The 23,514-nt window shown below is 71.3% G+C and carries 22 protein-coding genes; 9 read left to right on the top strand and 13 right to left on the bottom strand.

Annotated features, from left to right (window positions below):
• Nucleotides 1-2: 2 nt before the first annotated feature.
• The 3 genes from guaB to FHR33_RS21685 all read left to right on the top strand — a co-directional run bounded on the left by guaB (nucleotide 3) and on the right by FHR33_RS21685 (nucleotide 3,519).
• Complete coding sequence (gene guaB, locus FHR33_RS21695) at nucleotides 3-1,487, top strand: IMP dehydrogenase (protein ID WP_183650741.1); 1,485 nt, start codon at nucleotides 3-5, stop codon at nucleotides 1,485-1,487.
• Between the two features lie 8 nt (nucleotides 1,488-1,495).
• Entirely contained in the window at nucleotides 1,496-2,614 is a 1,119-nt protein-coding gene (locus tag FHR33_RS21690; RefSeq protein ID WP_183660218.1) for a GuaB3 family IMP dehydrogenase-related protein, read from the top strand.
• Nucleotides 2,615-2,745: 131 nt separating this feature from the next.
• Nucleotides 2,746-3,519, top strand: coding sequence for a phosphotransferase family protein (locus tag FHR33_RS21685; RefSeq protein WP_183650738.1), 774 nt, complete (start codon nucleotides 2,746-2,748; stop codon nucleotides 3,517-3,519).
• Nucleotides 3,520-3,530: 11 nt separating this feature from the next.
• Here the strand turns inward: FHR33_RS21685 and FHR33_RS21680 are convergent, their stop codons facing one another.
• Genes FHR33_RS21680 through FHR33_RS21660 form a run of 5 tightly spaced genes read right to left on the bottom strand, consistent with a single transcriptional unit; the run spans nucleotide 3,531 to nucleotide 8,041 of the window.
• Nucleotides 3,531-4,298 carry a netrin-like domain-containing protein gene (locus tag FHR33_RS21680; protein WP_183650735.1) on the bottom strand — a complete coding sequence of 256 codons (768 nt, stop codon included), beginning with the start codon at nucleotides 4,296-4,298 and terminating at the stop codon, nucleotides 3,531-3,533.
• A 32-nt stretch (nucleotides 4,299-4,330) separates the two neighbouring features.
• Complete coding sequence (locus tag FHR33_RS21675; RefSeq protein ID WP_183650732.1) at nucleotides 4,331-5,152, bottom strand: class II fructose-bisphosphate aldolase; 822 nt, start codon at nucleotides 5,150-5,152, stop codon at nucleotides 4,331-4,333.
• Between the two features lie 8 nt (nucleotides 5,153-5,160).
• Nucleotides 5,161-6,039, bottom strand: coding sequence for a 1-phosphofructokinase family hexose kinase (locus tag FHR33_RS21670; protein WP_183650730.1), 879 nt, complete (start codon nucleotides 6,037-6,039; stop codon nucleotides 5,161-5,163).
• Nucleotides 6,039-7,172, bottom strand: a complete 1,134-nt coding sequence (nagA, locus tag FHR33_RS21665; RefSeq protein WP_183650728.1) for an N-acetylglucosamine-6-phosphate deacetylase — start codon at nucleotides 7,170-7,172, stop codon at nucleotides 6,039-6,041. Before nagA ends, FHR33_RS21670 begins: the two co-directional genes overlap by 1 nt.
• On the bottom strand, nucleotides 7,169-8,041 hold the full coding sequence (locus FHR33_RS21660) for an SIS domain-containing protein (RefSeq protein ID WP_183650726.1): 873 nt from the start codon (nucleotides 8,039-8,041) through the stop codon (nucleotides 7,169-7,171). Before FHR33_RS21660 ends, nagA begins: the two co-directional genes overlap by 4 nt.
• Nucleotides 8,042-8,145: 104 nt before the next feature.
• Between FHR33_RS21660 and FHR33_RS21655 the strand changes: the two genes are divergently transcribed.
• Both FHR33_RS21655 and FHR33_RS21650 read left to right on the top strand, forming a co-directional pair.
• Nucleotides 8,146-8,955, top strand: a complete 810-nt coding sequence (locus FHR33_RS21655; RefSeq protein WP_246452033.1) for a DeoR/GlpR family DNA-binding transcription regulator — start codon at nucleotides 8,146-8,148, stop codon at nucleotides 8,953-8,955.
• The gene (locus FHR33_RS21650; RefSeq protein WP_183650724.1) at nucleotides 8,952-10,682 is read left to right on the top strand and encodes a glycerol-3-phosphate dehydrogenase/oxidase; all 1,731 of its coding nucleotides are present in this window, start codon (nucleotides 8,952-8,954) and stop codon (nucleotides 10,680-10,682) included. The genes FHR33_RS21655 and FHR33_RS21650 overlap by 4 nt, the downstream gene beginning before the upstream one ends.
• 3 nt (nucleotides 10,683-10,685) lie before the next feature.
• Here FHR33_RS21650 and FHR33_RS21645 read toward each other — a convergent pair whose 3' ends face one another.
• From FHR33_RS21645 to FHR33_RS21635, 3 genes are all read right to left on the bottom strand, one after another.
• Nucleotides 10,686-11,138, bottom strand: a complete 453-nt coding sequence (locus FHR33_RS21645) for a nuclear transport factor 2 family protein (protein ID WP_183650722.1) — start codon at nucleotides 11,136-11,138, stop codon at nucleotides 10,686-10,688.
• 66 nt (nucleotides 11,139-11,204) lie between these two features.
• The gene (locus FHR33_RS21640; RefSeq protein ID WP_183650719.1) at nucleotides 11,205-13,268 is read right to left on the bottom strand and encodes a beta-propeller domain-containing protein; all 2,064 of its coding nucleotides are present in this window, start codon (nucleotides 13,266-13,268) and stop codon (nucleotides 11,205-11,207) included.
• A 31-nt stretch (nucleotides 13,269-13,299) separates the two neighbouring features.
• Complete coding sequence (locus FHR33_RS21635) at nucleotides 13,300-15,228, bottom strand: WD40 repeat domain-containing serine/threonine protein kinase (protein WP_183650716.1); 1,929 nt, start codon at nucleotides 15,226-15,228, stop codon at nucleotides 13,300-13,302.
• Between the two features lie 55 nt (nucleotides 15,229-15,283).
• Between FHR33_RS21635 and FHR33_RS21630 the strand changes: the two genes are divergently transcribed.
• The 3 genes from FHR33_RS21630 to FHR33_RS21620 are packed head-to-tail and all read left to right on the top strand — an operon-like array spanning nucleotide 15,284 to nucleotide 19,298.
• Nucleotides 15,284-16,804, top strand: a complete 1,521-nt coding sequence (locus FHR33_RS21630) for a succinic semialdehyde dehydrogenase (RefSeq protein ID WP_246452032.1) — start codon at nucleotides 15,284-15,286, stop codon at nucleotides 16,802-16,804.
• Entirely contained in the window at nucleotides 16,801-18,447 is a 1,647-nt protein-coding gene (locus tag FHR33_RS21625; protein WP_312895651.1) for a GMC oxidoreductase, read from the top strand. The genes FHR33_RS21630 and FHR33_RS21625 overlap by 4 nt, the downstream gene beginning before the upstream one ends.
• Nucleotides 18,444-19,298 carry a PLP-dependent cysteine synthase family protein gene (locus FHR33_RS21620; protein ID WP_183650707.1) on the top strand — a complete coding sequence of 285 codons (855 nt, stop codon included), beginning with the start codon at nucleotides 18,444-18,446 and terminating at the stop codon, nucleotides 19,296-19,298. The genes FHR33_RS21625 and FHR33_RS21620 overlap by 4 nt, the downstream gene beginning before the upstream one ends.
• 77 nt (nucleotides 19,299-19,375) lie before the next feature.
• Here FHR33_RS21620 and FHR33_RS21615 read toward each other — a convergent pair whose 3' ends face one another.
• Genes FHR33_RS21615 through FHR33_RS21605 form a run of 3 tightly spaced genes read right to left on the bottom strand, consistent with a single transcriptional unit; the run spans nucleotide 19,376 to nucleotide 22,046 of the window.
• Nucleotides 19,376-20,113: an N-acetyltransferase gene (locus tag FHR33_RS21615; protein ID WP_183650703.1), complete on the bottom strand. Its 738-nt coding sequence runs from the start codon at nucleotides 20,111-20,113 to the stop codon at nucleotides 19,376-19,378.
• A 4-nt stretch (nucleotides 20,114-20,117) separates the two neighbouring features.
• Nucleotides 20,118-20,816 carry an alpha/beta fold hydrolase gene (locus tag FHR33_RS21610; protein WP_183650701.1) on the bottom strand — a complete coding sequence of 233 codons (699 nt, stop codon included), beginning with the start codon at nucleotides 20,814-20,816 and terminating at the stop codon, nucleotides 20,118-20,120.
• A complete protein-coding gene (locus FHR33_RS21605; protein WP_246452031.1) occupies nucleotides 20,817-22,046 on the bottom strand; it encodes an MFS transporter in 1,230 nt (409 codons plus the stop codon).
• Between the two features lie 93 nt (nucleotides 22,047-22,139).
• Here FHR33_RS21605 and FHR33_RS21600 point away from each other — a divergent pair, with 93 nt between their 5' ends.
• A complete protein-coding gene (locus tag FHR33_RS21600; protein WP_221241188.1) occupies nucleotides 22,140-23,117 on the top strand; it encodes a LacI family DNA-binding transcriptional regulator in 978 nt (325 codons plus the stop codon).
• 64 nt (nucleotides 23,118-23,181) lie between these two features.
• On the opposite strand, the gene FHR33_RS21595 is transcribed toward FHR33_RS21600, so the two are convergent.
• Nucleotides 23,182-23,415 (bottom strand): zinc ribbon domain-containing protein, encoded by a 234-nt coding sequence (locus FHR33_RS21595; RefSeq protein ID WP_376773193.1) that lies wholly within the window; start codon nucleotides 23,413-23,415, stop codon nucleotides 23,182-23,184.
• Nucleotides 23,340-23,498 (bottom strand): helix-turn-helix domain-containing protein, encoded by a 159-nt coding sequence (locus FHR33_RS53315; RefSeq protein ID WP_183650698.1) that lies wholly within the window; start codon nucleotides 23,496-23,498, stop codon nucleotides 23,340-23,342. The genes FHR33_RS21595 and FHR33_RS53315 overlap by 76 nt, the downstream gene beginning before the upstream one ends.
• Between the last annotated feature and the right edge of the window lie 16 nt (nucleotides 23,499-23,514).

Here is a 23,514-nt window from a genome sequence, read left to right as displayed (position 1 = left end):
GCATGTCCAAATTCACTGAAACGGGGCTCACGTTCGACGACGTGTTGCTCGTTCCCGCATATTCGGACATGGCGCCGGGAGACGCGAACACCACCACCAGGCTCTCGCGTGGCATCAGCCTGTCCATCCCGCTGGTCTCCGCCGCGATGGACACCGTGACCGAGGCCCGCATGGCGGTGGCGATGGCCCGTCAGGGCGGCATCGGGATCCTGCACCGCAACCTGTCCATCGAGGAGCAGGCCCAGCAGGCCGACCTGGTCAAGCGCTCCGAGGCGGGGATGGTCACCAACCCGGTGACCTGCTCGCCCGACGACACCCTCGCCGACGTCGAGCGGCTGTGCGCCACCTACCGCATCTCCGGAGCCCCCGTCACCGACGACGCCGGTGTGCTCGTCGGCATCGTCACCAACCGCGACATGCGCTACGAGAGCGACCAGAGCCGCACGGTGCGCGAGGTCATGACCGCGATGCCGCTGGTCACCGCGCCGGTCGGGGTCTCGCGCGACGAGGCGTTCTCGCTGCTCAAGACCAACAAGATCGAGAAGCTGCCGCTCGTCGACGGTCAGGGCAGGCTGCGCGGCCTCATCACCATCAAGGACTTCACCAAGAGCGAGCAGTACCCGCTCTCCACCAAGGACGCCGACGGCCGCCTCGTGGTCGGCGCGGCGATCGGTGTCGCGGGCGACGCGGAGCAGCGCGCGCAGGCCCTGCTCGACGCGGGGATCGACGTCATCATCGTCGACACCGCCCACGGCGACTCCAAGGGCGTCGGGGACATGATCGCCAAGGTCAAGGCCAACAGCCACGGCATCGACGTGATCGGCGGCAACGTCGCCACCCGCGCGGGCGCGCAGCTGCTGATCGACGCGGGCGCCGACGCCGTCAAGGTCGGGGTCGGCCCCGGCTCCATCTGCACCACCCGCGTGGTCGCGGGTGTGGGCGCTCCGCAGATCACCGCCATCCACCAGGCGGCGCTGGCCTGCGGCCCCGCCGGCGTCCCGCTGATCGGCGACGGCGGCCTGCAGTACTCGGGCGACATCGTCAAGGCGATCGCGGCGGGGGCCGACACGGTCATGCTCGGCTCGCTGCTGGCCGGCTGCGAGGAGTCGCCCGGCGACCTGATCTTCATCAACGGCAAGCAGTTCAAGTCCTACAGGGGCATGGGCTCGCTCGGCGCGGTCCGCAACCGCGAGCGCGGCGGAACCTCCTTCAGCAAGGACCGCTACGGTCAGGACGAGGTCAGCTCCGAGGACAAGTACATCCCCGAGGGCATCGAGGGACAGGTCCCCTACCGCGGCCCCGTCTCCGCCGTCACCTACCAGCTCGTCGGCGGCCTCCACCAGGGCATGTGGTACGCCGGATGCCGCACGATCCCCGAAATGCACGAGCGCAGCCAGCTCATGCCGATCACGTCGGCCGGCCTCAAGGAAAGCCACCCGCACGACATCCAGATGACGGTCGAAGCTCCGAACTATCACAGAAGGTAATTTTTTTGATGACTCAGGTGGAGATCGGCCGCGGCAAGACCGGCCGCCGTGCCTACGCGCTCGACGAGATCGGCCTGGTGCCGTCGAGGCGCACCCGCGACCCGGAGGAGGTCTCGATCGCCTGGCAGATCGACGCCTACCGGTTCGAGCTGCCCGTCGTGGTCGCGCCCATGGACAGCGTGGTCTCGCCCGCCACGGCGATCGCGATCGGCAGGCTCGGCGGTCTCGCGCCGCTCGACCTGGAGGGCCTCTGGACGCGCTACGAGGACCCCAGCCCGCTGCTTGAGGAGTGCGCCTCCCTCGACATCGAGGCGGCCACGCGCAGGCTCCAGGAGATCTACACGGCTCCGATCAAGGAGGAGCTGATCGGGCGCAGGATCCAGGAGATCCGCGACGCGGGCGTGACCACCGCGGTCCGGCTGTCGCCCCAGCGCACCGTGCAGTTCCACAAGACGGTCATCGACGCGGGCGTCGACATCTTCGTCATCCGCGGCACGACGGTCTCGGCCGAGCACGTGTCGAGCAAGGCCGAGCCGCTCAACCTCAAGCAGTTCATCTACGAGCTCGACGTGCCGGTGATCGTCGGCGGGTGCGCCACCTACACGGCCGCGCTGCACCTGATGCGCACGGGCGCGGCGGGCGTGCTGGTCGGCTTCGGCGGCGGGGCCTCGCACACCACGCGCAACGTGCTCGGCGTCGCCGTGCCGATGGCCACGGCGATCTCCGACGTGGCGGCGGCGCGCCGCGACTACCTCGACGAGTCGGGCGGCCGCTACGTCCACGTGATCGCCGACGGCGGCATGGGCACCTCGGGCGACATCGCCAAGGCCATCGCCTGCGGCGCCGACGCGGTGATGGTGGGCTCGCCGCTGGCCAGGGCCTCCGAGGCCCCCGGCCACGGCTTCCACTGGGGTTCGGAGGCGCACCACCCCGACCTGCCGCGCGGGCGCCGCGTGGAGTTCGGCACGGTCGGCACCCTGGAGCAGATCCTGCACGGGCCCTCCAGCGTGGCCGACGGCTCGATGAACCTCATGGGCGCGCTCAAGCGGACCATGGCCTCCACGGGCTACTCCGACATCAAGGAGTTCCAGCGCGTCGAGGTGGTCGTGGCGCCCGTCCAGCGCTGACCCGCCCGAACCCAGCGAGACCCGCACCGCCGTACGCGGTGCGGGTCTCGTCGTCTGAGGGGAGGATGCGCCGTCGTCCCAGGACGGCCTCCTCCATGCCGTTCGCGCCGTGGCACCTAGAATCCCCCGCCATGGATCTTCGGAACACGCATGCGGTCTCGGTGGTGGGCGAGGTGGTCACCAAGCGGTTCACCGACGGGGCGCAGGGCGCGGCGGAGCGAGAGTGGCTGGCGCTGACCCTGCTGGCCGAACACGCGCCGGGCCTCGCGCCCGAGCCGATCGCCCTGGAGCCCGGCGTGGTGGTGATGTCGAGGCTGGAAGGGACGCCGTTGCGGGGCCTGACGCTCGGACAGGCGCACCTGAAGGGTCTGGCAGAGGCCGTCGGGGCGATGCACGAGGCGGTGCCCGCCAGGGTCCTCGACGGCGTGCCCGAGCGGCCATGGCAGGTGGTTCAGCTGGCCGCGCGGGTGCGTGAGTGGTGCGCCCGGTGGCGGCCCAGGGGCTCGCGGGCCGATCTGGCGGTCAGCGAGGGCGCCCGCTGGCTGGACGGCTGGCGGCCAGGCCCCGCGGGCGCGCGACCCGCCTTCGGCGCGGGAGACGGCAACCTGGCCAACTTCCTCTGGGACGGCACGCGCGTGCGGATCGTGGACTTCGAGGACTCAGGCAGGAGCGACAGGGCCTTCGAGCTGGCGGAGCTGGCCGAGCACGTGTCGGCGTGGGTCGACGGCGAGGTGGACGTCCTGGCCTGCGTCGAGCTCGACCGCGAGGAGGCGGCACGGGTGCGCGAGTGCCGCAGGCTGCAGGCGTTGATGTGGCTGTTCCTGCTGTCGGGCGAGGGCCCGCGCAACCCGCCGGGCACGTTCGGACGGCAGGTCGAGCGGGTGCTGCGAGCGCTGGACTCCTGACAGGGCGCAGGTCAGCGGGTGCGCCTACGCCTCGCCGTCAGTCTCGCCGAGAGCCACGACACCGCCGCGGCCCCCGCCAGCAGGGCCGCGCCGCCCATGACCGGCCCCCAGACCTGGCCGCCCTCCCGCCCGGTCTCCGCCGCCGCCGGAGACACCGCCGGAGACGCGGCCGGAGACGCGGCCGGAGCCATCGCGGGAGACGCGGCCGGAGACGCCGTGGGAGACGCCGTGGGAGACGATGCGGGGGGCTCGCTGGGTGACCCAGCGGGCGCCGGGCGGCCGAGGACGGTGAGCAGCTCCTTCGTGAGGGACCGCCCCGAGCCCTCCGGCGACGCGGCCTCGTCGCCCCTGCGCAGGGGGCCGCTCCCCGGCCTGAGCGCCACGTTCCCCGAGCAGAGCGAGGAGTACAGCCCGGTGCCCGGATCCGTCGAGAACAGCCCGCTGCCCATCGGCCCGTCGGAGGCGAACACGAGGTAGCGCGCCCCCCGCGTGAACCGGTAGCCGCAGGAGGCCGAGTCGGCGTTGGTCGCCACCTCGACCGTGGCCTGCCGCTCGCCCCTGTAGACCTGGTCCACCGAGAACGTCACCACGAAGGGCGGCGTCGGCCCGAGCGGCGAGCCGGGGAGCTGCCGCAGGCCGGTGACCGTCCCCGTGAACACCGAGGTAGCGTCGCCCACCGCCGTGCGGGGCTCGAAGGGCGCGCAGCTGCAGGCGCAGGCCGCACGCGCGGGGACCAGGAGGAACGCGGCGAGGACGGCCAGGAAGGCGAGCAGGCGCATGCCCCTTCACACGTACGCCGCCGCCTGCGGGTTCAGCCCAGCACGCCGAGCAGGTGGGTGACCTCGCGGGTCACGGCGTCGCGCCCGGCCTTGAGGTACTTGCGGGAGTCGACCACCTTGGGGTCGCCGGCCAGGTACTCGCGGACCGCTCCGGTGAACGCCTTATTGAGGTGCGTGGCGATGTTGATCTTCTTCATGCCGTGCCGTACGGCGTCGCGCAGGTTGTCGTCGGAGACGCCCGAGGAGCCGTGCAGCACCAGCGGCACCGGCACCGCGGCGGCCAGCTCCGCGATCAGCGCGAGGTCGAGCACGGCGTCCTTGGTGGTCATCGCGTGCGAGGTGCCGACGGCGACCGCCAGGGCGTCCACGCCGGTGCGGGCGACGTAGTCGACGGCCTCGTGCGGCTTGGTGCGGGCCCCCGGGGCGTGCACGCCGTCCTTGCCGCCGACCTCGCCCAGCTCGGCCTCCACCCAGACCCCGTGCGCGTGGCAGTGGGCGACGACCTCGGCCGTGGCCGCGACGTTCTCCTCGTCGGGCAGCGCGGAGGCGTCGAACATCACCGAGCCGAGGCCCAGCGAGACGGCCTCCTCGACCAGCGCCCTGTCGGTGGCGTGGTCGAGGTGGACGGCCACGGGCACGGCCGCGCGCCTGGCCACGGCGAGCGAGGCCAGCGCGACGGGCTCGAGGGCGCCGTGGTAGCGGACGGCGTTCTCGCTGATCTGGAGCACCACGGGCGCCCCGGCCGCCTCGGCGCCCGCGACGATGGCGGTGGCGTGCTCCAGCTGGATCACGTTGAACGCGCCGACTCCTGCCTTCGCGTGGTGGACGATCTCGGCGATGCCGACGAGAGGCATGGTGCTCCTTAAGCGATGACGATCTGCGGGTGGATGGCGTCGAACACGTCGCGGTCGAACTCGCCCGCCACCGGCGCGGCGACGGCGGCGGCGCCCAGCGCCGCGGCCCTGCGCAGCCGTTCGGGCCAGGGCGAGCCGTCGGCCAGGCCCAGCGCGAGCCCCGCCACCAGCGCGTCGCCCGCGCCGGTCGGGTTGCCCTCGACCCTGTACGGCATGCGCGCCCTGAACGTCCCCTCGGGGGTGATGGCGTGCAGGCCGTCCTCGCCCATGGAGACCACGACCGAGCCCGCGCCCCGGGCGATGAGCGCCTGCGCGCCGCCCTCGGGGAAGGCGCGAGCCAGCTCGTCCTTGTTGGGCTTGACGATCGTGGGGCGGCCCTTCGGCGCGTGACGCAGCGGCTCGCCGTCGGCGTCGACGATCGTGGGGACCTCGGACAGGTCGGCGAGGGTGGCGTAGAAGTCGGAGGGGACGCCTCTCGGCAGGCTGCCGGAGACCACGACGACCTCGGCGCGCTTCGCCAGCTCGAGGAAGTCGGCCAGGAAGCGGTCGAGCTCGGCGGGGGTGACCTCGGGGCCAGGCTCGTTGAACAGGGCCGTGGTGCCCGAGTGGACCACCAGCGTGGTGCGGGAGTCGCCGCCGATGGGGGTGAGCGCGGACGGCAGGCCCGCCGCGTCGAGGTCGGCCCTGATGGCCTGGCCCGTGGGACCGCCCGCGAGGCCCGCCACCACGACCTCGCGGCCGAGGGCGGCGAGCACCCGCGCGACGTTGACGCCCTTGCCACCGGCACGCCTGTGCACCGCTGAGACGCGGTTCACCCCGTCCCAGTCGGCGTCGGGCACCTGGTAGGTGACGTCGAGGGCGGCGTTCAGCGTGACGGTGAGGATCATCAGGGCTCCGTGATCCAGGCGCCGCGCCGCATGACGCCGGCGACCTCGAGAGAGTCGTTCATGACGACCAGGTCGGCCGCCTTGCCCACGGCGATCGAGCCGATCGTGTCGTCGAGCCCGAGCACGCGGGCGGGCGTGAGCGAGGAGACCTCGACCGCCTCGGCCAGCGAGAGGCCGACCTTCTGGACGGCGCGGCGGAAGGCGACGTCCATGGTGAGCGTGCTACCGGCGATCGAGCCGCCCTCGACCAGGCGGGCGACGCCGTTCTTGACGCTCACCTCCATCGAGCCGAGCACGTACGTGCCGTCGCCCATGCCGGTGGCCGCCATCGCGTCGGTGATCAGCACCGTGCGCTCGGGGCCTGCCACGGTGTAGGCCAGGCGGAGCATGGCGGGGTGGACGTGCACGCCGTCGTTGATCAGCTCGATGGTGACGCGCTCGTCCTCGAGCAGCGCCGCGATGGGGCCGGGCGTGCGGTGGCCGAGCGGGGGCAGCGCGTTGTAGAGGTGGGTGGCCACCCGCGCGCCCGCGTCGATGCCGGCGATCGTCTGCTCGTAGGTGGCGTCGCTGTGACCGAGCGCGGCGATGACGCCTTCGGCCGCCGCCGTACGGATGGTGTCGAGCGCGCCCGGCAGCTCGGCGGCGATGGTCAGCATGCGCACGTGTCCGCGCCCCGCCTTGACCAGCTCGCCGAACTCCCCGGGGTCGGGACGGCGCAGCAGCGTGGGGTCGTGGGCGCCGCAGCGCGCCTTGGAGATGTAGGGGCCCTCGAAGTGGATGCCCGCGAGGATCCCGTCGTCGCACAGGTCGGCGAGGGAGGAGGTGGCCGAGGCGATGTCCTCGACCGCCCCCGTCACCAGGCTGGCGACCATCGTGGTGGTGCCGTGTCTCTCGTGGAGCGCGACAGCGTCACGCGCCTTGTCCTGCTCGCCAGTCGGAAAGGACCCGCCCGCGCCGCCATGGTTGTGGATGTCGACGAAGCCGGGGACGACGAGTCGTCCCGCCAGGCTGTGGCCCGTTCGGGGGGCGGGTCCGTGGCCCACATGCGTGATGCGGCCGTCTTCGATGGTCAGCCACCCGTCGTGGACTCCCTCAGGGGTCGCGATACGGGCGTCGGCGAGAGTAAGGCTCATGAAGAAAGAATCACAGATCGCGTGAGGTGCATCGGCTCGTCGGGGTCGAGTCCGCGGGCGAAGGCGCGCGCGACGGCCACCCGCTGGGCGCGGATCAGCTCGGCCATCGGGTCGAGCGAGGTCTCGAAGAACGTGCCGCCGGTGGCCTCGACCTGCTGGCGCAGGCCCTCGGGCGCGGTGCCGAGCATCCAGGTGACGCGGCCGGGGCCCGCGATGCTGATCGGGCCGTGGCGGTACTCCATCGCGGGATAGGCCTCGGTCCACGACCTGGAGGCTTCGCGCATCTTCAGCGCGGCCTCCTGGGCCAGGCCGACGGACCAGCCGGCGCCGAGGAAGCTGAACTGCTCGGCCTCGACCAGCTCGGCGGCCAGCGGCGCGGCGACGGCCTCGGAGGCGTCGGCGATGGCCCTGGTGAGGTCCTCGCCGAGGCTGGCGCGCAGCAGCGCGAGCTGGGTGGTGGCGAAGCGGGTCTGCACGACCGACCGCTCGTCGGCGTAGTCGAGCACGATGACCTGGTCGGCCAGCGTCATGACGGGGGTGTTCGGGTCCGCGGTGATGGCCGTGGTCCTGGCGTCGACCCTGCCGAGCAGGTCGAGGACCTCGGTGGTCGTGCCCGAGCGCGTCAGCGCGAGCACCCTGTCGTAGGAACGGCCCAGCGGCGCCTCCGACGCGGCGAAGGCGTCGGTCTCGCCCAGCCCCGCCTGCTCGCGCAGCGTGGCGTAGGCCATCGCGATGAACCAGGAGGTGCCACAGCCGACGACGGCGACCCGCTCGCCCGGCTGGGGCAGGGCGTCGGCCGGGATGTTCTCGACGGCGCGCTGCCAGCAGCTGGGCTGGGACGCGATCTCGGCCTCCGTGTGGGTGGTCAAGGCATTCCTCCCGATTGTGTTTGTTTCTGCTCTTTTTATATCAGAACAGAGCACGACTGTGCAGTGCTGGTCGTGCGGTCCTCGGTTGTGCCACGCTTGCCTTCATGAGCCGTTATGACCGATGGAACTCGATTCTCGAACTGCTCGCGCAGGAGGGACGGCTCTCGGTCGAGGACGCTGCCGAAGCGCTCGACGTCTCCACGGCCACGATCCGCCGCGACTTCGATCAACTGGCCCAGCAGCAGATGCTCATGCGCACGCGCGGGGGCGCGGTCGCGCAGAGTGTCAGCTACGACCTGCCGCTGCGCTACAAGACAGCGAGGCACGCCGACGAGAAGCACCGCATCGCCGCCGCGGCGGCCGAGCTGGTCTCTCCCGGCGCCGTGATCGGCATGAACGGCGGCACCACCACCTCCGAGCTCGCGCGCTCCCTCGCCACCCGCTCCACGCTGGAGGCCGGGTTCACGATCGTCACCAACGCGCTCAACATCGCCTCCGAGCTCACCGTCCGCCAGCACGTGAAGATCGTCGTGACCGGCGGGGTGGCCAGGCCGCAGTCCTACGAGCTCATCGGGCCGCTGGCCGGAGGCGTGCTCGAGCAGGTGACGCTCGACGTGGCCTTCCTCGGCGTCGACGCGATCGATGTCGAGCTCGGCGCCTCCGCGCACCACGAGGGTGAGGCCTCGGTCAACAACCTGCTCATCAGCAGGGGCCGCCCAGGTCGTCGTCGTGGCCGACTCCTCCAAGGTCGGCAGGCGCGCCTTCGCCAGGATCTGCCCGATCGACAGGATCGACACCCTCGTGACCGACGAACGGCTCCCGGACGAGCACGTCGGCCGGCTCAGCGAGGCGGGCGTGAAGGTGATCCGCGCGTGAGGCGTGCCGTCCGAAAGCGGGTACGTTCGAAGTCATGACGGCGAACATCGGATCCGCCCGGCTCGGCCCCGCCGAGAGATCGGCCGCGCTGGCCGCGATGGCGGAACGAGAGCTGGACGTGGTCGTCGTGGGCGGCGGCGTGGTCGGCGCGGGAGTCGCGCTCGACGCGGTCACCCGCGGCCTGTCCGTCGGGCTGGTCGAGGCGCGCGACTTCGCCTCGGGCACCTCCTCTCGCTCGTCCAAGCTGATCCACGGCGGCCTGCGCTACCTGGAACAGCTCAACTTCGAACTCGTCAGGGAGGCGTTGCAGGAGCGCGCGCTGCTGCTGCAGCGGATCGCTCCCCACCTCGTACGGCCGGTGCCGTTCCTCTTCCCGATGACGCACTTCGGCTGGGAGCGTCCCTATGTCGGGGCAGGGGTGGCGCTCTACGACACGCTCGCCTTCGCCTCGGGGATGTCCAGAGGGGTGCCGGGGCACCGCCACCTGTCGAGGAGCAGGGCGCTGCGCCTGGCCCCCGCGCTGAAGCGCACCGCCTTCACCGGCGCCGTGCAGTACTGGGACGCGCAGGTCGACGACGCCCGCTACGTGATGACCATGCTCCGCACCGCGGCGGCCTACGGCGCCTTCGTGGCGCCGCGCGCCCAGGTGGTCGGCTTCCTGCGCGAGGGCGAGCGGGTCACCGGGGTGCGCGTGCGCGACCTGGAGAACTCCACCGAGGTCGAGATCAGGGCCAGGCAGGTCGTCAACGCCACGGGGGTGTGGACCGACGACATCCAGGAGCTGGTCGGCGGGCGGGGGCAGATCCACGTCCGCGCCTCCAAGGGCATCCATCTGGTGGTGCCGCGCGACCGCATCCACTCGCTCACCGGCATCATCCTGCGCACGGAGAAGTCCGTGCTGTTCGTCATCCCGTGGGGCAGGCACTGGATCATCGGCACCACCGACACCGAGTGGACCCTCGACAAGGCCCATCCCGCCGCCTCCAAGGTAGACATCGACTACCTGCTCGACCACGTGAACGCGGTGCTCTCGGTGCCGCTGACCAGGGACGACGTCGAGGGCGTCTACGCGGGCCTGCGTCCCCTGCTGTCAGGAGAGTCCGAGGAGACCTCCAAGCTGTCGCGCGAGCACGTGGTGGCCCACCCCGTGCCGGGCCTGGTGATGATCGCCGGTGGCAAGTACACGACCTACAGGGTGATGGCCAGGGACGCCGTCGACGCCGTGGCGCACGGGCTGGACCAGCGCGTGCCCCGCTCCTGCACCGACAGGATCCCGCTGGCGGGGGCCGAGGGCTACCAGGCGCTGTGGAACGCCCGTCACCGGCTCGCGCACAACTCGGGGCTGCACGTGGCCCGCATCGAGCACCTGCTCCAGCGCTACGGCTCGCTCATCGAGGAGGTGCTCGAGCTGGTCGAGCACGACCGCTCGCTGGCCCGCCCGCTCAACGGGGCCGACGACTACCTCCGCGCGGAGATCGTCTACGCCGCCAGCCACGAGGGGGCGCGCCACCTCAACGACGTGCTGACCAGGCGCACGCACATCTCCATCGAAACCTTCCACCGCGGGCTCGCCGTGGCGCAGGAGGCCGCCGAACTGCTGGCAGGGCCGCTGGAGTGGGACGGCGACCAGGTGAAGAGGGAGGTCGAGTACTTCACCAAGCGGGTGGAGGCCGAGCGGCTGTCCCAGGAGCAGGACACCGATCACGAGGCCGACGCGATCCGCCTGGGCGCCCCCGAGATCGTGCCCGTCGCGCTGCCGACCTGAGGGTCACGCGTACTGCAGGTCCGCCTTGACGATCCTGCCGTTCGCCCAGGTGAAGTCGTAGTGGGCGCGCCAGCCGTCCGAACCGCCCGGCGCCCACCGCACCAGTAGCCTCTGACCGTCCTGGCGCTGCTGTGCGATCGACAGCACGGTGAGCCTGCCGCCGATGACCTCGTTCGAGGCCCACTCCCTGATGGCCGCGCGGCCGCGGATGCTGCGCGAGACGTCCACGATCTCCGCGTCCTCGGCGAAGGAGGCCACGAGCGCGTCGAGGTCGCCGCCGTTGACCGCGTCGACGTAGGCCATGGCCTCCCGCCCGACACCCTGGACGGCCTGCGGCGAGGCGGCGGCGCTCGGCGTGGCCGCGCTTCCCGCGCTCTCCCGCGCGCTGGAGCAGCCGGTGAGAAGGAGTAGCGAGGCGAGGACGATCGCGCCGAGCCCGGCGGGGGAAGAGGTCATGGACAGCATCATGGGAAGCGCGCCCCGATGCTGTCCAAGACCTGCTGTCATAACCTCTGGTTATGATCAGCTGAGCGGGATCCAGGACTGCTCGTCCAGCGTGTTCAGGTCGTTGACCTTGATGCCCGCCTGCGAGAGCGTCCACAGCGAGTCGCCGATCACCATCGAGCGCTGGATACCGGGCTGGAAGCTGTGGTCGCCCTCCTTGATCTTCGGGTGCGTGATGGTGCCGACCTTGGTGACCTCGGTGTCGGAGATCTTCAGCACCATCGCCCCCGAGTCGGTCTGGTTCTCGCGGTAGCTGCTCACCGGGATGACGGCGGCGCCGGTCTTGGGCCAGTACAGGAACGCGTGCGGGTCCCATTCGGCCTCGGAGCCCGAGTCCTTCTGGAACAGCTGCGACAGCCTCCGGGGCGCGGCCGGGTCGCTGACGTCGAACAGCGAGACCTGGGTGCCGAGCGTCCTGCCCTTCTCGCTGGCCTCCTGCCCGAGCCCGATGAGACGGCCGTCGCCGGCGGGGTGGAGGTAGGCCGAGTACCCGGTGATCTTGAGCTCGCCCGTGACCTTGGGGGCGGCAGGGTCGCGCAGGTCGAGGGTGTAGAGGGGGTCCACCTGCCTGAAGGTCACGACATAGCCGACAGGGCCGATGAAGCGGACGGAGTAGATGCGCTCGTCCTTGCCGAGCCCGCCGACCTCGCCGAGCTTGGCCAGGGTGTCGGCGCGCAGCACGTAGACGGCGCTCGAGCTGGTCTTCTGGTCGGCCAGGGTGGTGGCGATGCGCAGGTTGCCCTCGTGCTCCGACATCGAGTACTGGTTCAGCAGCCTGCCGGGCACCTTGCCGGAGGCGACGTACTTCGGCGCGCCGGGCCGGCTGATGTCGAAGCGGTGGACCTCGGTCTCCTCCGGCGGGATGACGGGGGAGCTGGAGGGCGCCACCGGCTCCGTGGGCGGGACGGCGGGCGAGGGGTCGGACGAGGTCGGCTCCTCGGCGGGCGCCAGACCGGAGCCCGAGGAGGTGCCGGAGGTGGAGGCGGGAGGGGCCGAGGCGGTCGCCGAGGGCGCGGGCTCCACGGGGGTGTCCATCACCGGGGGGTCGACGGGGACGGGGAACCACCAGCGGGGGTTGCTGGTCACGTACAGGCTGGTGCCGGTGCCGTAGACGGTGTCGCCGTCGGCCGCGACGCTGATCGGGTTGGCCGCCGAGGCCGCCAGGTCCTGCGTCAGGTCGATCGAGTGGACGGTCAGCAGCGACGTCCCCGTGTAGTTCTCCGGGTGACTCACCCGCTCGCACGGCACCGTTTCCTCGCGGGACGGGCCCGCCACGCCGGTGATCGTGAACTTCGGCAGCCACGCGGTGATGGGGGCTCGCCGGACGACGTCCTGGTTGACCTTGAGCCGCTCGGCGCTCGACACGTCCTCGCGGGCCTGGGGGAAGACGATGTCGGGCTGGCTGCGCACGACCAGCCGTACCGTCGAGCCCACCAGGCGGGCGTCCACGTGCATGCCGTTCGGCTCGATGGTGCCGAGCAGCTTGGGCTGCTCGGCGGAGAGGTCCACGAGCGCGTACTGCGGGCCGCCCTGGGGCGCGAAGGCGCGCTTGGCGACCGCGCCGAAGGGGATGCCGCCGCCGTTGAACAGCACCAGCGCCCGGTCGCCCGACACCAGGAGGTCGCCCGCGACCCACTTCTCCTTGGCCAGTTCGAGCGTGCCCGTGACCTTCCTGGTCGCGGCGTCGATGACGCGCAGCTTGCCGTTGCTGACCGTGATGACCCTCTTGCCGTCGGTCTTGACCAGGTCGGGCTCGTCGACGCCCTGCTCGTGCACGTTCGTCGTCGAGTGCTCGGCCGCGCCCGCGTTGTCCCGCGTCGCCTCGGGGACGGCCTTGCCCGCCGTGTCCGCGCGCTCCATGTACATGATCTGGGGGCCGCCGAGCCCCCACTCCGTGACGCTCTTGGCGGTGTTCTCGCGCAACCCGGAGAGCATGTCGTCGCAGCCGTTGTAGGAGACCAGCTTCACGTCGCTCAGGTCGAGCGGAGCGGCCGCCGGTGGCGCGGTGACGGATGAGGAGCAGGCGGCGGTCGCCGTCGCGAGGGCCGCGGCGGTCAGTGCCGTCCGGATCAACGTCTTCATGCTCCCTACACGCGTGCCCGCTCCGAACGGTTCACGGGGTTCTCGTGAAGGTCGGGCTGTATCCGACGCCGTCGGGGATGTCGACCAGCGTGCGGATCTCCTTTCCCGTGAAGTCGATGACCTCGATCCTGTCCTTGGCGGCGTTGTCGAGCTCCCAGCAGTAGAGGTGGGTCTCGTCGTACCAGCCGAGGAGCTTGTCGCAGGAGGTGGAGATCATGCGCAGCCGCTCGCCCGTGCGGCTGTCCCACACGCACAGCTCGCCGTCGGGGCACTCCGTGGCGAAGCTCGCGCCCGAGGGGGAGAAGATGTCCAGGGTCCCGGCCGGCAGGTCGCCGATGTCGCGCACGTCGCGCAGCCTCCTGCCCGAGGCGTCGAAGAACCTGAGGTCCGAGCCGTACTGGTTGACCACGCCCTCGCCGCGGCCGTCCCAGCCGAAGGAGTTCTCCGTGGTGCCAGGGACGTCGGCCATGGCGAGCTTGCCCGTGGCCACGTCGACGATGGCGAAGCCAGGGTAGAGCCACTCGTCGCCCTTGGAGCGCTCGATGTTGAGCAGGATCTTGGAGCCGTCGTTCGACCACGCCCGGATGCTGCTGATCAGCGGCTCCTTCACGGTCTTGACGGTCGTCTTCCTGCCGGTCCGCCTGTCGGTGATGAAGATGGCGTCGTACTTGTCGGAGGTGTAGTCCTTGCCGCGCTCGGCGAGCAGGCGCCCGTCGGGGGAGAGCAGGGTCTCCCAGTTGTCCTCGTAGCGGGAGAAGCTTCCGGTCAGCCCCTTCCTGGCGTAGTTCACCCACTCCTTGGCCTTCTTGTCGTAGACCTCGTAGCTGGTGAGCCTGATCGGGTCGCCAGGTCGCTCGTAGACGGTGGCCTGCGTGCCGAGCAGCCGCTGCCTGGACGGGCTGGCCGTGGGGCTTGGCGTGATCCGGGCGCTCTTCGTGGGGGAGGGCGTGCGCTCACCGGTCCTTACCGTCGGCGAGTCCGCCGCGAGGTCGACCAGGCGCCCCCACGGCACCACCACGGCGGCCACCACGACCAGCAGCGCGGCGGCCCCCGCGGACAGCCCGACCACCAGCCCCGTCCTCTTCCGCCGCGGCGGCGGGTGGATCGTGGAGCGGAACTCCGGGGCATGGAACGGCCCCTGCGGCGCTCCGTGATGGCCGGGCTGCTGCCGCAGCAGCCGCATGATGGCCTGCTCGGCCGTGGGACGCAGCGAGGGATCCTTCGACAGGCACGCGTGCACCACCTCGCGCAGCGGCTCGTCGAGCTCCGAGACGTCGGGCGGCGCGTTCAGCACCCTGTTGATCACCGCGGGCATCGTGTCGCTGCCGAAAGGGGGACGCCCCGAGGCCGCGTAGGCGATCGTGCACGCCCAGGTGAACATGTCGGCGGCAGGGCCCACCTGATGCCCGAGCAACTGCTCGGGAGCCATGAACGACGGCGTGCCCACGGGCGAGGAGGTGATCGTCGACGTGGCGTTCAGCGCCCTGGCGATGCCGAAGTCGATCACTCGGGGGCCGTCGGGCGCGATGATCACGTTGGCCGGCTTGAAGTCGCGGTGCACGATCCCCGCCTGGTGGATCGCGGCCAGAGCGGTGGCGGTCGCGATGGCCAGGCGGTGCAGCGCGGGGCCGGAGCGCGGGCCCTGCTCCTGGACGACCCGCTGCAGGGTGGGGCCCTCGATGTACTCGCTGACGATGTAGGGCCTGTCGAGCTCGGAGCCCGTCGCCAGGACCTGCGCCGTGCAGAAGGCGGCCACCCGCCTGGCCACCTCGACCTCGCGAAGGAACCGCTCGGTGCTGACGGCGTCGCCTGGACGCAGCCACTTGATCGCCACGTGGGCGCCCGCCGGGTCGGTGGCGAGGTAGACGACGCCCTGGCCGCCCTCGCCCAGCCTGCCCACGAGCGAGTAACCGCCGAGCCGTGCGGGGTCTCCTGATCTGAGCGGATTGAAGGGCGCCATGACCGAATTCTCCAGGGCCGCGATAACGGTTGAGCCACCGAATATTCTTCGAGGTATGCCGCACAGCCTGAGCCACGTCGTCTCCAGCGGGAGAACCCAGGAGATCATCGATCCCTTCACCGGCGAACCCATGGCCGCGATGCCGGTCTCCACGGCCGACGACGTGCGCGCGGCGCACGAGCGGGCGCGCGCCGCGCAGGAGGCGTGGGCCGCGCTGCCCGCCGCCGAGCGCGCCAGGCCGTTCCTGCGCCTGCACGACGCGATCCTCGACCGGCGCGCGGAGATCCTCGACATCGTCCAGCACGAGACGGGCAAGGCCCGCAGGCACGCCTTCGAGGAGGTGCTCGACGTCGCGGGCTGCGCGCTCTACTACGCCCGCCGCGCCGCCGGGCTGCTGGCGCCCAAGGCGCGCAAGGGCATCTTCCCCGTGGCCACGAGGGTGGTCGAGCTGCGCCACCCCAAGGGCGTGGTCGCGCTGATCTCGCCGTGGAACTACCCGCTCTCGCTGGGCGTGAGCGACGTCGTCCCCGCGCTGCTGGCGGGCAACGCGGTCGTCCACAAGCCCGACACCCAGACCTCCCAGTCCACGCTGTGGACCATCGACCTGCTGGTCGAGCTCGGGATGCCGCGCGAGATCTGGCAGGTCGTGCTCGGCGAGCCCGCCGACATCAGCGACGCCCTCATGGACGGCGCCGACTACGTCGCCTTCACCGGCTCCACCAAGGCCGGACGCAAGATCGCGGAGGAGGCGGCCAAGCGGCTCATCGGCTGCTCGCTCGAGCTCGGCGGCAAGAACCCGATGATCGTGCTGGACGACGCCGACCTCGACGTGGCCGCCCAGGGCGCCATCCGCGCCTGCTTCACCAACGCGGGCCAGCTGTGCATCTCCATCGAACGGCTCTACGTGCACGAGTCGATCTTCGACGCCTTCGCCGACCGCCTGGTTCGCCAGGTCGAGGCGATGAAGCTCGGCGCCGGGCGCGACTGGTCGGTCCAGATGGGCTCGCTGACCTCGAAGCGCCAACTCGACGGCGTGGTCGCGCACGTCACCGAGGCGGTGGACAAGGGCGCGAAGGTACTGGCGGGCGGCAGGGCCCGTCCCGACCTCGGCCCGCTGTTCTACGAGCCGACCGTGCTGACCGGCGTCACCGACGACATGGCGCTGTGCCGCAACGAGACCTTCGGCCCCGTGGTCAGCCTCTACCCCTACACCACGGAGGAGGAGGTCGTCGCGCTGGCCAACGACACCATCTACGGGCTCAACGCCTCGGTGTGGACGGGAGACCCGGCGCGGGGCCGGGCGCTCGCCGCGCGCGTCAAGGCGGGCACCGTCAACATCAACGAGGGGTACGGCGCGGCCTACGCCTCCTACGACGCGCCCATGGGCGGCATGAAGGCCTCGGGCCTCGGCCGCAGGCACGGCGTCGAGGGCCTGCTCAAGTTCACCGAGGTGCAGAACATCGCCACCCAGGCGTCATGGCTGGGCTTCGACCCGCCGATGGGCATGCCGTACGAGAAGTACGCCGACGTGCTGGCGGGGCTGCTCAAGACGATGAAGAAGCTGCGGCTCAAGTGAGCTTCGACGTCCTGGTCGTCGGCTCGGGCTTCGGCGGCAGCGTCTCCGCCCTGCGGCTGGCGGAGAAGGGGTACAGGGTCGGCGTCCTGGAGGCAGGCCGCAGGTTCGACGAGTCGACGCTGCCGAAGACGTCGTGGCGGGCGCGCGACTTCCTGTGGGCGCCGTGGCTCGGGCTCAAGGGCATCCAGCGCATCCACGTGCTGGGCGGCCCGAAGGGCACCAGGGTCATGGTTCTGGCTGGAGCGGGCGTGGGCGGCGGCTCGCTCGTCTACGCCAACACGCTCTACGAGCCGCTCGAGCCGTTCTTCCTCGACCCGCAGTGGGCGGGCATCACCGACTGGAAGGCCGAGCTCGCGCCCTACTACGACCAGGCCAGGCGCATGCTCGGCGTGGTCGTGAACCCGACGTTGACCCGGGCGGACGAGGTCATGAAGAAGGTCGCCGCGCGCATGGGCGTCGCCGGCACCTTCAGGCCCGCGCCCGTCGGCGTCTACTTCGGCAAGGGCGGCGAGGACCCGTACTTCGGCGGAGCGGGCCCGCTGCGCGACGGCTGCGTCGAGTGCGGCGAGTGCATGACGGGCTGCCGCCACAACGCCAAGAACATGCTGACGAAGAACTACCTCCACCTCGCCGAGCGGGCGGGGGCGAAGGTCTATCCCGAGTGCACGGTCGTCTCGGTCAGGCCCGACGGCGACGGCTACCTGGTCACGGCGCACCGCACGGGGGCGCCGTGGCGGCGCCGTACGTTCAGGGCCGGGCAGGTGGTCTTCGCGGCGGGCACGTACGGCACCCAGCGCCTGCTGCACCGGCTGAAGGCGACCACCCTGCCCGGCCTCTCACCGCGGCTGGGCGCGATGACCCGCACCAACTCCGAGGCGCTGCTCGGCTTCGAGCGGCTCTCCGCCGAAGGGGACAAGCTCAACCACGGCGTCGCGATCACCTCCTCGATCCACCCCGACGCGCGGACCCACATCGAGCCCGTCCGCTACGGCGACGGCTCCAACGCCATGGGCCTGCTGCGCACGCTGCTGGTCGACGGCGACGGCTCGCGCCTGCGCGGCTTCGCCCGCCAGGTGGCCCGCGACCCGCTAACCGCGCTGCGCCTGCTGAACCTGCGCCGCTGGTCGGAGCGGACGCTCATCGCCCTGGTCATGCAGGCCAACGGCGACGCCATCACCACCAGGAGATCGCTGTTCGGCCTGCGCAGCGAGGGCGGGACGAACCCGACCTGGATCCCCGCGGGCCACCAGGCCGTACGGCACGCGGCCGAGGAGATCGGCGGAGTGCCCGGCGGGTCGTGGCTCGACCTGTTCGACACCCCCGCCACCGCGCACTTCCTCGGCGGCTGCGCCATCGGCGACTCCCCTGACAGCGGCGTCATCGACCCCTACCACCGGATGTACGGCTACGACGGCCTGCACGTCGTGGACGGCTCGGCGGTCTCGGCCAACCTCGGCGTCAACCCCTCGCTCACCATCACCGCGCTGGCCGAGCGGGCGATGTCGTTCTGGCCGAACGCGGGCGAGCCCGATCCCAGGCCCGCACCCGGCTCGCCGTACGTGACGCTCTCGCCGGTCGCGCCGGTGCGGCCGGCCGTTCCCGAGGCGGCTCCAGGGGCGCTCAGGCTGAAGGTGCTGTCATGAGCTGGAAGGCATGGGCGCTGGCCCTGCTGGAGGAGCAGGAGGAGCCGACCCCGCTGGTGGAGTTCCCCGCGGGCGGGCCCGTCACGGTGCTGATGAAGGACGAGTCAGCCCATCCCACGGGCACCATGCGTCACAGGCACGCCAGGGCGCTGTTCCGCCAGGCGATCGCCGAAGGGCTGGTCACCGAGGGGACGACCGTGGTCGAGGCGACCGGAGGCAACGCCGCGGTGGCGCAGGCGTGGTTCGCCAGGCGGCTCGGCCTGCCGTACGTCGTGGTGATGCCGGGACAGCGCAGTGAGGAGCGGGCGCGCAGGGTGGAGGAGCTGGGCGGGGAGTGCAGGTTCGTCACGCCGCCGCTGGCGATCTACGAGGCGGCGCGCGAGATCGAGGGGCACTTCCTCGACCAGTTCGGCCGCGCGGCCGAGCACGATCTCGCCGACGAACTGCTGGCGCAGGTCGAGCCCGACTGGGTGGTGGTCGGCGCGAACACCGGCGCCACCTCGGCCACGCTCGGCAGGCGCACCAGGGTGGCCGTGGCCGACCCCGAGAACTCCGCGTACTTCCCCGGCTGGACCCTCGACGCCGCCGACTACGCGACGGGGATGCCGTCGCGGATCGAGGGGATCGGCAGGCCGCGGGTCGAGCCGGGCTTCAGGGGCGAGCTGGTCGACAGGGTGATCCCGGTGCCCGACGAGGAGAGCAGGGCGGCGGCGCGCACGATCGCCGAGGTGACGGGGCATCCGGTGGGCGACGCCTCGGGCACCGCTCTGGTCGCGGGGCTCAGGCTGGCCGAGCGCATGAAGGGCGGGCTGATCGTGACCGTGATCGGCGGAATACCCGCGAGCCGGTGAATGCCGTAGCACGGCCCCCGTCGATCTCACGCTGTCGAGCGAGGCGGCCGCCGAGGCCGCGCGGATCCTCGCGCAGATCACAGTGGGTGGCTGACCCACACGTTCGGCTCCACGTAGACGGCGTGGTCCTGGGCGACGTCGCAGTGGACGGCCACCAGGGCGCCGGGCACCTCGACCTGGCCTGAGACGTCGAAGGGCAGGCCGGTCCACTGCCGCCACTCGGCCAGCGTGCCCGGCACCACCATCGACCTCGGCGCCACCTTGATGATCTTCCCTCCCGCCCGCACGTGCACCCGCAACCAGGCGTCGTACGGCAGGCCGTCGTCGCGCGTCCTGAAGGCGTACTCCGCCATCGGGACGCGCGGCTCCAGATGCTTCTGGTTCGGTCGCACGGGCGCGAGCAGCTCGCTGAAGCCGAGTCTCGCGGCGTTGTCCCGCATCGCGGCGAGCATCCTGCCCGACATCCCGCCGCCCAGCAGGTCGGTCCTGATGGTGATGTCGAGCGCCGAGATCGCGGTGGAGCGGGCGCCCCTCCTGCGGGTGTCCGCGCCCCACCGCACCACCGCGTCCCATCCGTCGTCGGGCAGTTCGCCTTCGGGCCGCTCGAAGGGGATGGAGAACGCCCTGGCCACGAGGGCCCCCTCCTCGTCCACCGCCACCACCAGGTACTCGGCGAGGTCGGTGGTGAGGGAGCGGTTGAAGTAGAGCCCAGCGATGGGGTCGTTGAGCATGAACTCCGGCCACGAGTGGGGCATCTGCCACAGGGAATCTGCCAGGTCGGGCCGCTCGGCCAGGGTGGTGATGCGGATCGTCATAGGTCTAGATATATCCGTCGAGTCCGCTCAGGAAGTCGTCGAACAGGTGGCGGTGGATGGTGTGCTCGGCGCCCTTCACGATCCGGACCTCGAAGCCCCGCTCCCGCAACTCCTCGGCGAAGGCGGGGGCGACGAGAAAGCTCGGGTCCGCGATCTGCACAAGAGACGGCACCACGGGCGCGGGCGTGAAGTCGATCCCGACCACCTTGCCCAGGGCGAGCGCGGTCTGCGGGTCCCAGCCCTTGAGCATCTCCACCTCGACCGCCACCTCCTCGGCGGAGAAGCCCGGGTGCATGGCCGCGATCTGCTCGGCCGTCCAGTCCTTGGCCGCCGCGAAGCCGTCGGTCACCGCCACGCCGCCCTCCAGCACGGGCATCCTGAAGGCGGGGTCGGAGTAGACGGCCTTCTCCGGCAGGAGCCTGTCGACGGCGGCCGCCAGCGTGAGGCCGCCGAGGGAGTGGCCGATCGCCAGCGCGGGCGCGGACGGCACCGACTCGAGCACCGACGAGGCCATGAGCTCCACCGGATAGCTCTCCGCCCTGGGCGAGGCGCCGTGTCCTGGCAGGTCGACGGCGATCACCCGGTAGCCGCGCTCGGCGAGCGCGGGCCCGACCCGCCACCAGCACTCCGAGCTGGCCATGATGCCGTGGATCAGCACCGCGACCCGGTCGCCTGTGCCCCATTCGCGCGTGTGCAGCTGCATTTACCTGACTCCCTTGACCGGCAGGACGGCGACCGCCCCTATGAGTGAGATGACCATGGCCACGAGCCAGAGCGAGGCGTACCCGCCGAGCCCGATGATGGCCGAGGCGATGAACGGGGCGATCATCTGTGGCCCCACGTTCGCGATGTTGAGGATGCCCATGTCGCGGGCGGCGTCGTCCTTGCTGGGCAGGACGAGGGTCACGATGGCGATGTCCACGGCCCCGTAGGCGCCGAAGGCCGCGCCGTGGATGGCGCTGTAGATCAGCATCGAGGTCCAGCTCGGCCACAGCAGCGGCAGCGCCATCGACACGGCGGTGACGACGCCCGCGACGGTGACGAAGAGCTTGCGCCTGTCGAGCCGGTCCGACAGCGGACCGCACACCACGGTCGCCAGCACGGCGCAGACCGTCGAGACCAGTGTCGCGGTGGCGACGGCCTGTGGCGCCTCGTCCTTCGGGATGCCGATGTGGTCCTGGAAGATGAAGAGCATGAACATCAGGACCATGAAGTAGCCGAGCACCATCAGGCTGCGCCCGATGAAGACCCACAGGAAGTCGCGGTGCCCCAGCGCGGACAGGAAGTCGGCGATCGACCGCTTGGGCTTGACCGCCACCTCGTACTCGCCGGGGCGGGGGTCGTGGGTGAGGGAGACCACCAGGAGGGCGCCGAGCACGACCGCCGAGCCGTACACCAGGTAGCCGAGCGAGACGTCGCCGACGAAGAAGACGGCGACCTGGGTGCCGAAGACGATCCCGACGGAGGTGGCGACGCCGAGGACGGCGGAGGCGGTGCCCCTGCGCTGCTCGGGGACGCGGTCGGGGATGATCGCGGTGAGCGCGGCCTGGTAGAGGTTCATCATGGCCTGCGCCAGTGACCAGCCGAGCAGGATCATCGGGACGGTCGAGACCTGGCTCATCAGCAGCATCGTGGCCAGCGCGGCGATCGCGCCGCCGAGGATCCAGGGGTTGCGCCTGCCCCAGCGTGAGCGGGTGGTCCGGTCGGAGAGCGTGCCGCCGATCGGGTTGAAGACCGTCGCGAAGACGGCGCTGACCCCGGCGACCAGGCCCACGTTGGCGACCTTGTTGGCGGGGTCGATGTCGGCGATCTGAGTCTGCACGAGCAGGCCGCCGACGCCCATGTAGAGCGCGTACATGACGGCGTTGCTCGCGCCGAGGACGGTGAGCAGCTTCGGCATGCCGTCCCGGCGGACGCCAGTGGCGGGGACCATGGCGACTCCTGACTTGATGGGGGGGTGGTTATACGTATAAGCACTGGATAGCATCGAGTGACCGCAGCTGACAAGAGGAATGTTCTGGATGTGATGAGCGGCAACAGGCCCGCCACGAGCATGGACGTCGCCCGAGCGGCGGGCGTCTCCCAGGCCACCGTCTCCTACGTGCTCAACGACCGGCCGGGCAGCCGGATCAGCGAGGAGACCAGGTCACGCGTCCGCGACGCGGCCGAACGGCTCGGGTACGTCCCGCACGCGGGAGCGCGCACGCTGCGCACGGGCAGCAGCGGCGTGGTGCTGGTCGCCGTGCCGGACATCCCGCAGGGGCCGCTGGCCACCGGCCTGCTGGAGGAGCTCGACAAGGAGCTGGGCGGGCGCGGCTACACCGTGGTCCAGTACGGCGCCCGCCGCACGAAGGGCGTCGCGGCGGCCAAGGCGTGGGCCGAGCTCAGGCCCACCGCCGTGGTGGCCGACGCCAGCAGGCTGACCAGAGCGGGCATCGAGGTGCTCAGGGCGGCGGGGGTCAAGGCGATCATCGGCATGGGACACGCGCCGATGGACGACGTCCCTTCGCTGCTCACCGACCACGAGGGGGTGGGCGCGCTGGCCGTACGGCATCTGGTGGAGCGGGGCCGCGACCCGGTCGTGGCGGTGGTTCCCCGCGAGGAGGGCCTCAGGGAGATGGGGCTGGCCAGGCTACGTGGAGCGCGATCGGCCGGCGTCCCCGTCACGGCGGTCGACCTGGCCTTCGACGAGGCCGAGGCGGCTGCCTTCGTGGCGGGCCTCAAGGGCGGCGAGGGCGTGTTCGCCTACAACGACGAGTACGCGATGCTGCTGCTGGCCGCTCTCCACGACGCGGGGCTGCGCGTGCCGGGCGACGTGGCGGTGATCGGCTGCGACGACCTGCCCCTCGCCCGGCTGACCCGGCCGAGGCTGAGCACGGTCAGGCCCGATCTGTCGGCGGCGCCTGCCAGGATGGCCACACTGATCGACCGGCTCGTTCGCGGCACGGCCTGCGGCGACGTAGACGTCTGGACACTCCAGCTCATCGAAAGGGACTCCACTTGACCTCCTCCCCTCCCTGATGTCTGCGGGGAGAGGATTCCTCCGGTCGCCCGAAGGAGTTCCCGGTTCACAGCCGACCGCCCGCCGGAGATGACAGTCTTCCGGGTCTTACGTCAGCTCCACAGGCGTTTCGTCTCTCCGCCAGCCCGGCGGCGAGGATGTTCTTGGCCGCGTTCACGTCCCGATCGTGACGAGCGCCGCAGGCACACCGCCACGTCCGGACGTTCAATGGCAGGGTGTTCCGCCTGGCTCCGCATGCGGAGCACGACGCGGATGAGGGGAAGAGCCGGTCCGGACGCATCCGAACGTCCGGGCAAGGCTCTCGCGCTGGTCGCGGGTCGGGTAGAACCGGTATTTGTACGCTCGCTTCACGCGCTGCGGCACGGCTCGATGTTACGGC

Origin of the sequence: Nonomuraea dietziae (assembly GCF_014195505.1) — a bacterium.
Taxonomy (GTDB): domain Bacteria; phylum Actinomycetota; class Actinomycetes; order Streptosporangiales; family Streptosporangiaceae; genus Nonomuraea; species Nonomuraea roseola.
This window is presented reverse-complemented; position numbering and strand designations above follow the sequence as displayed.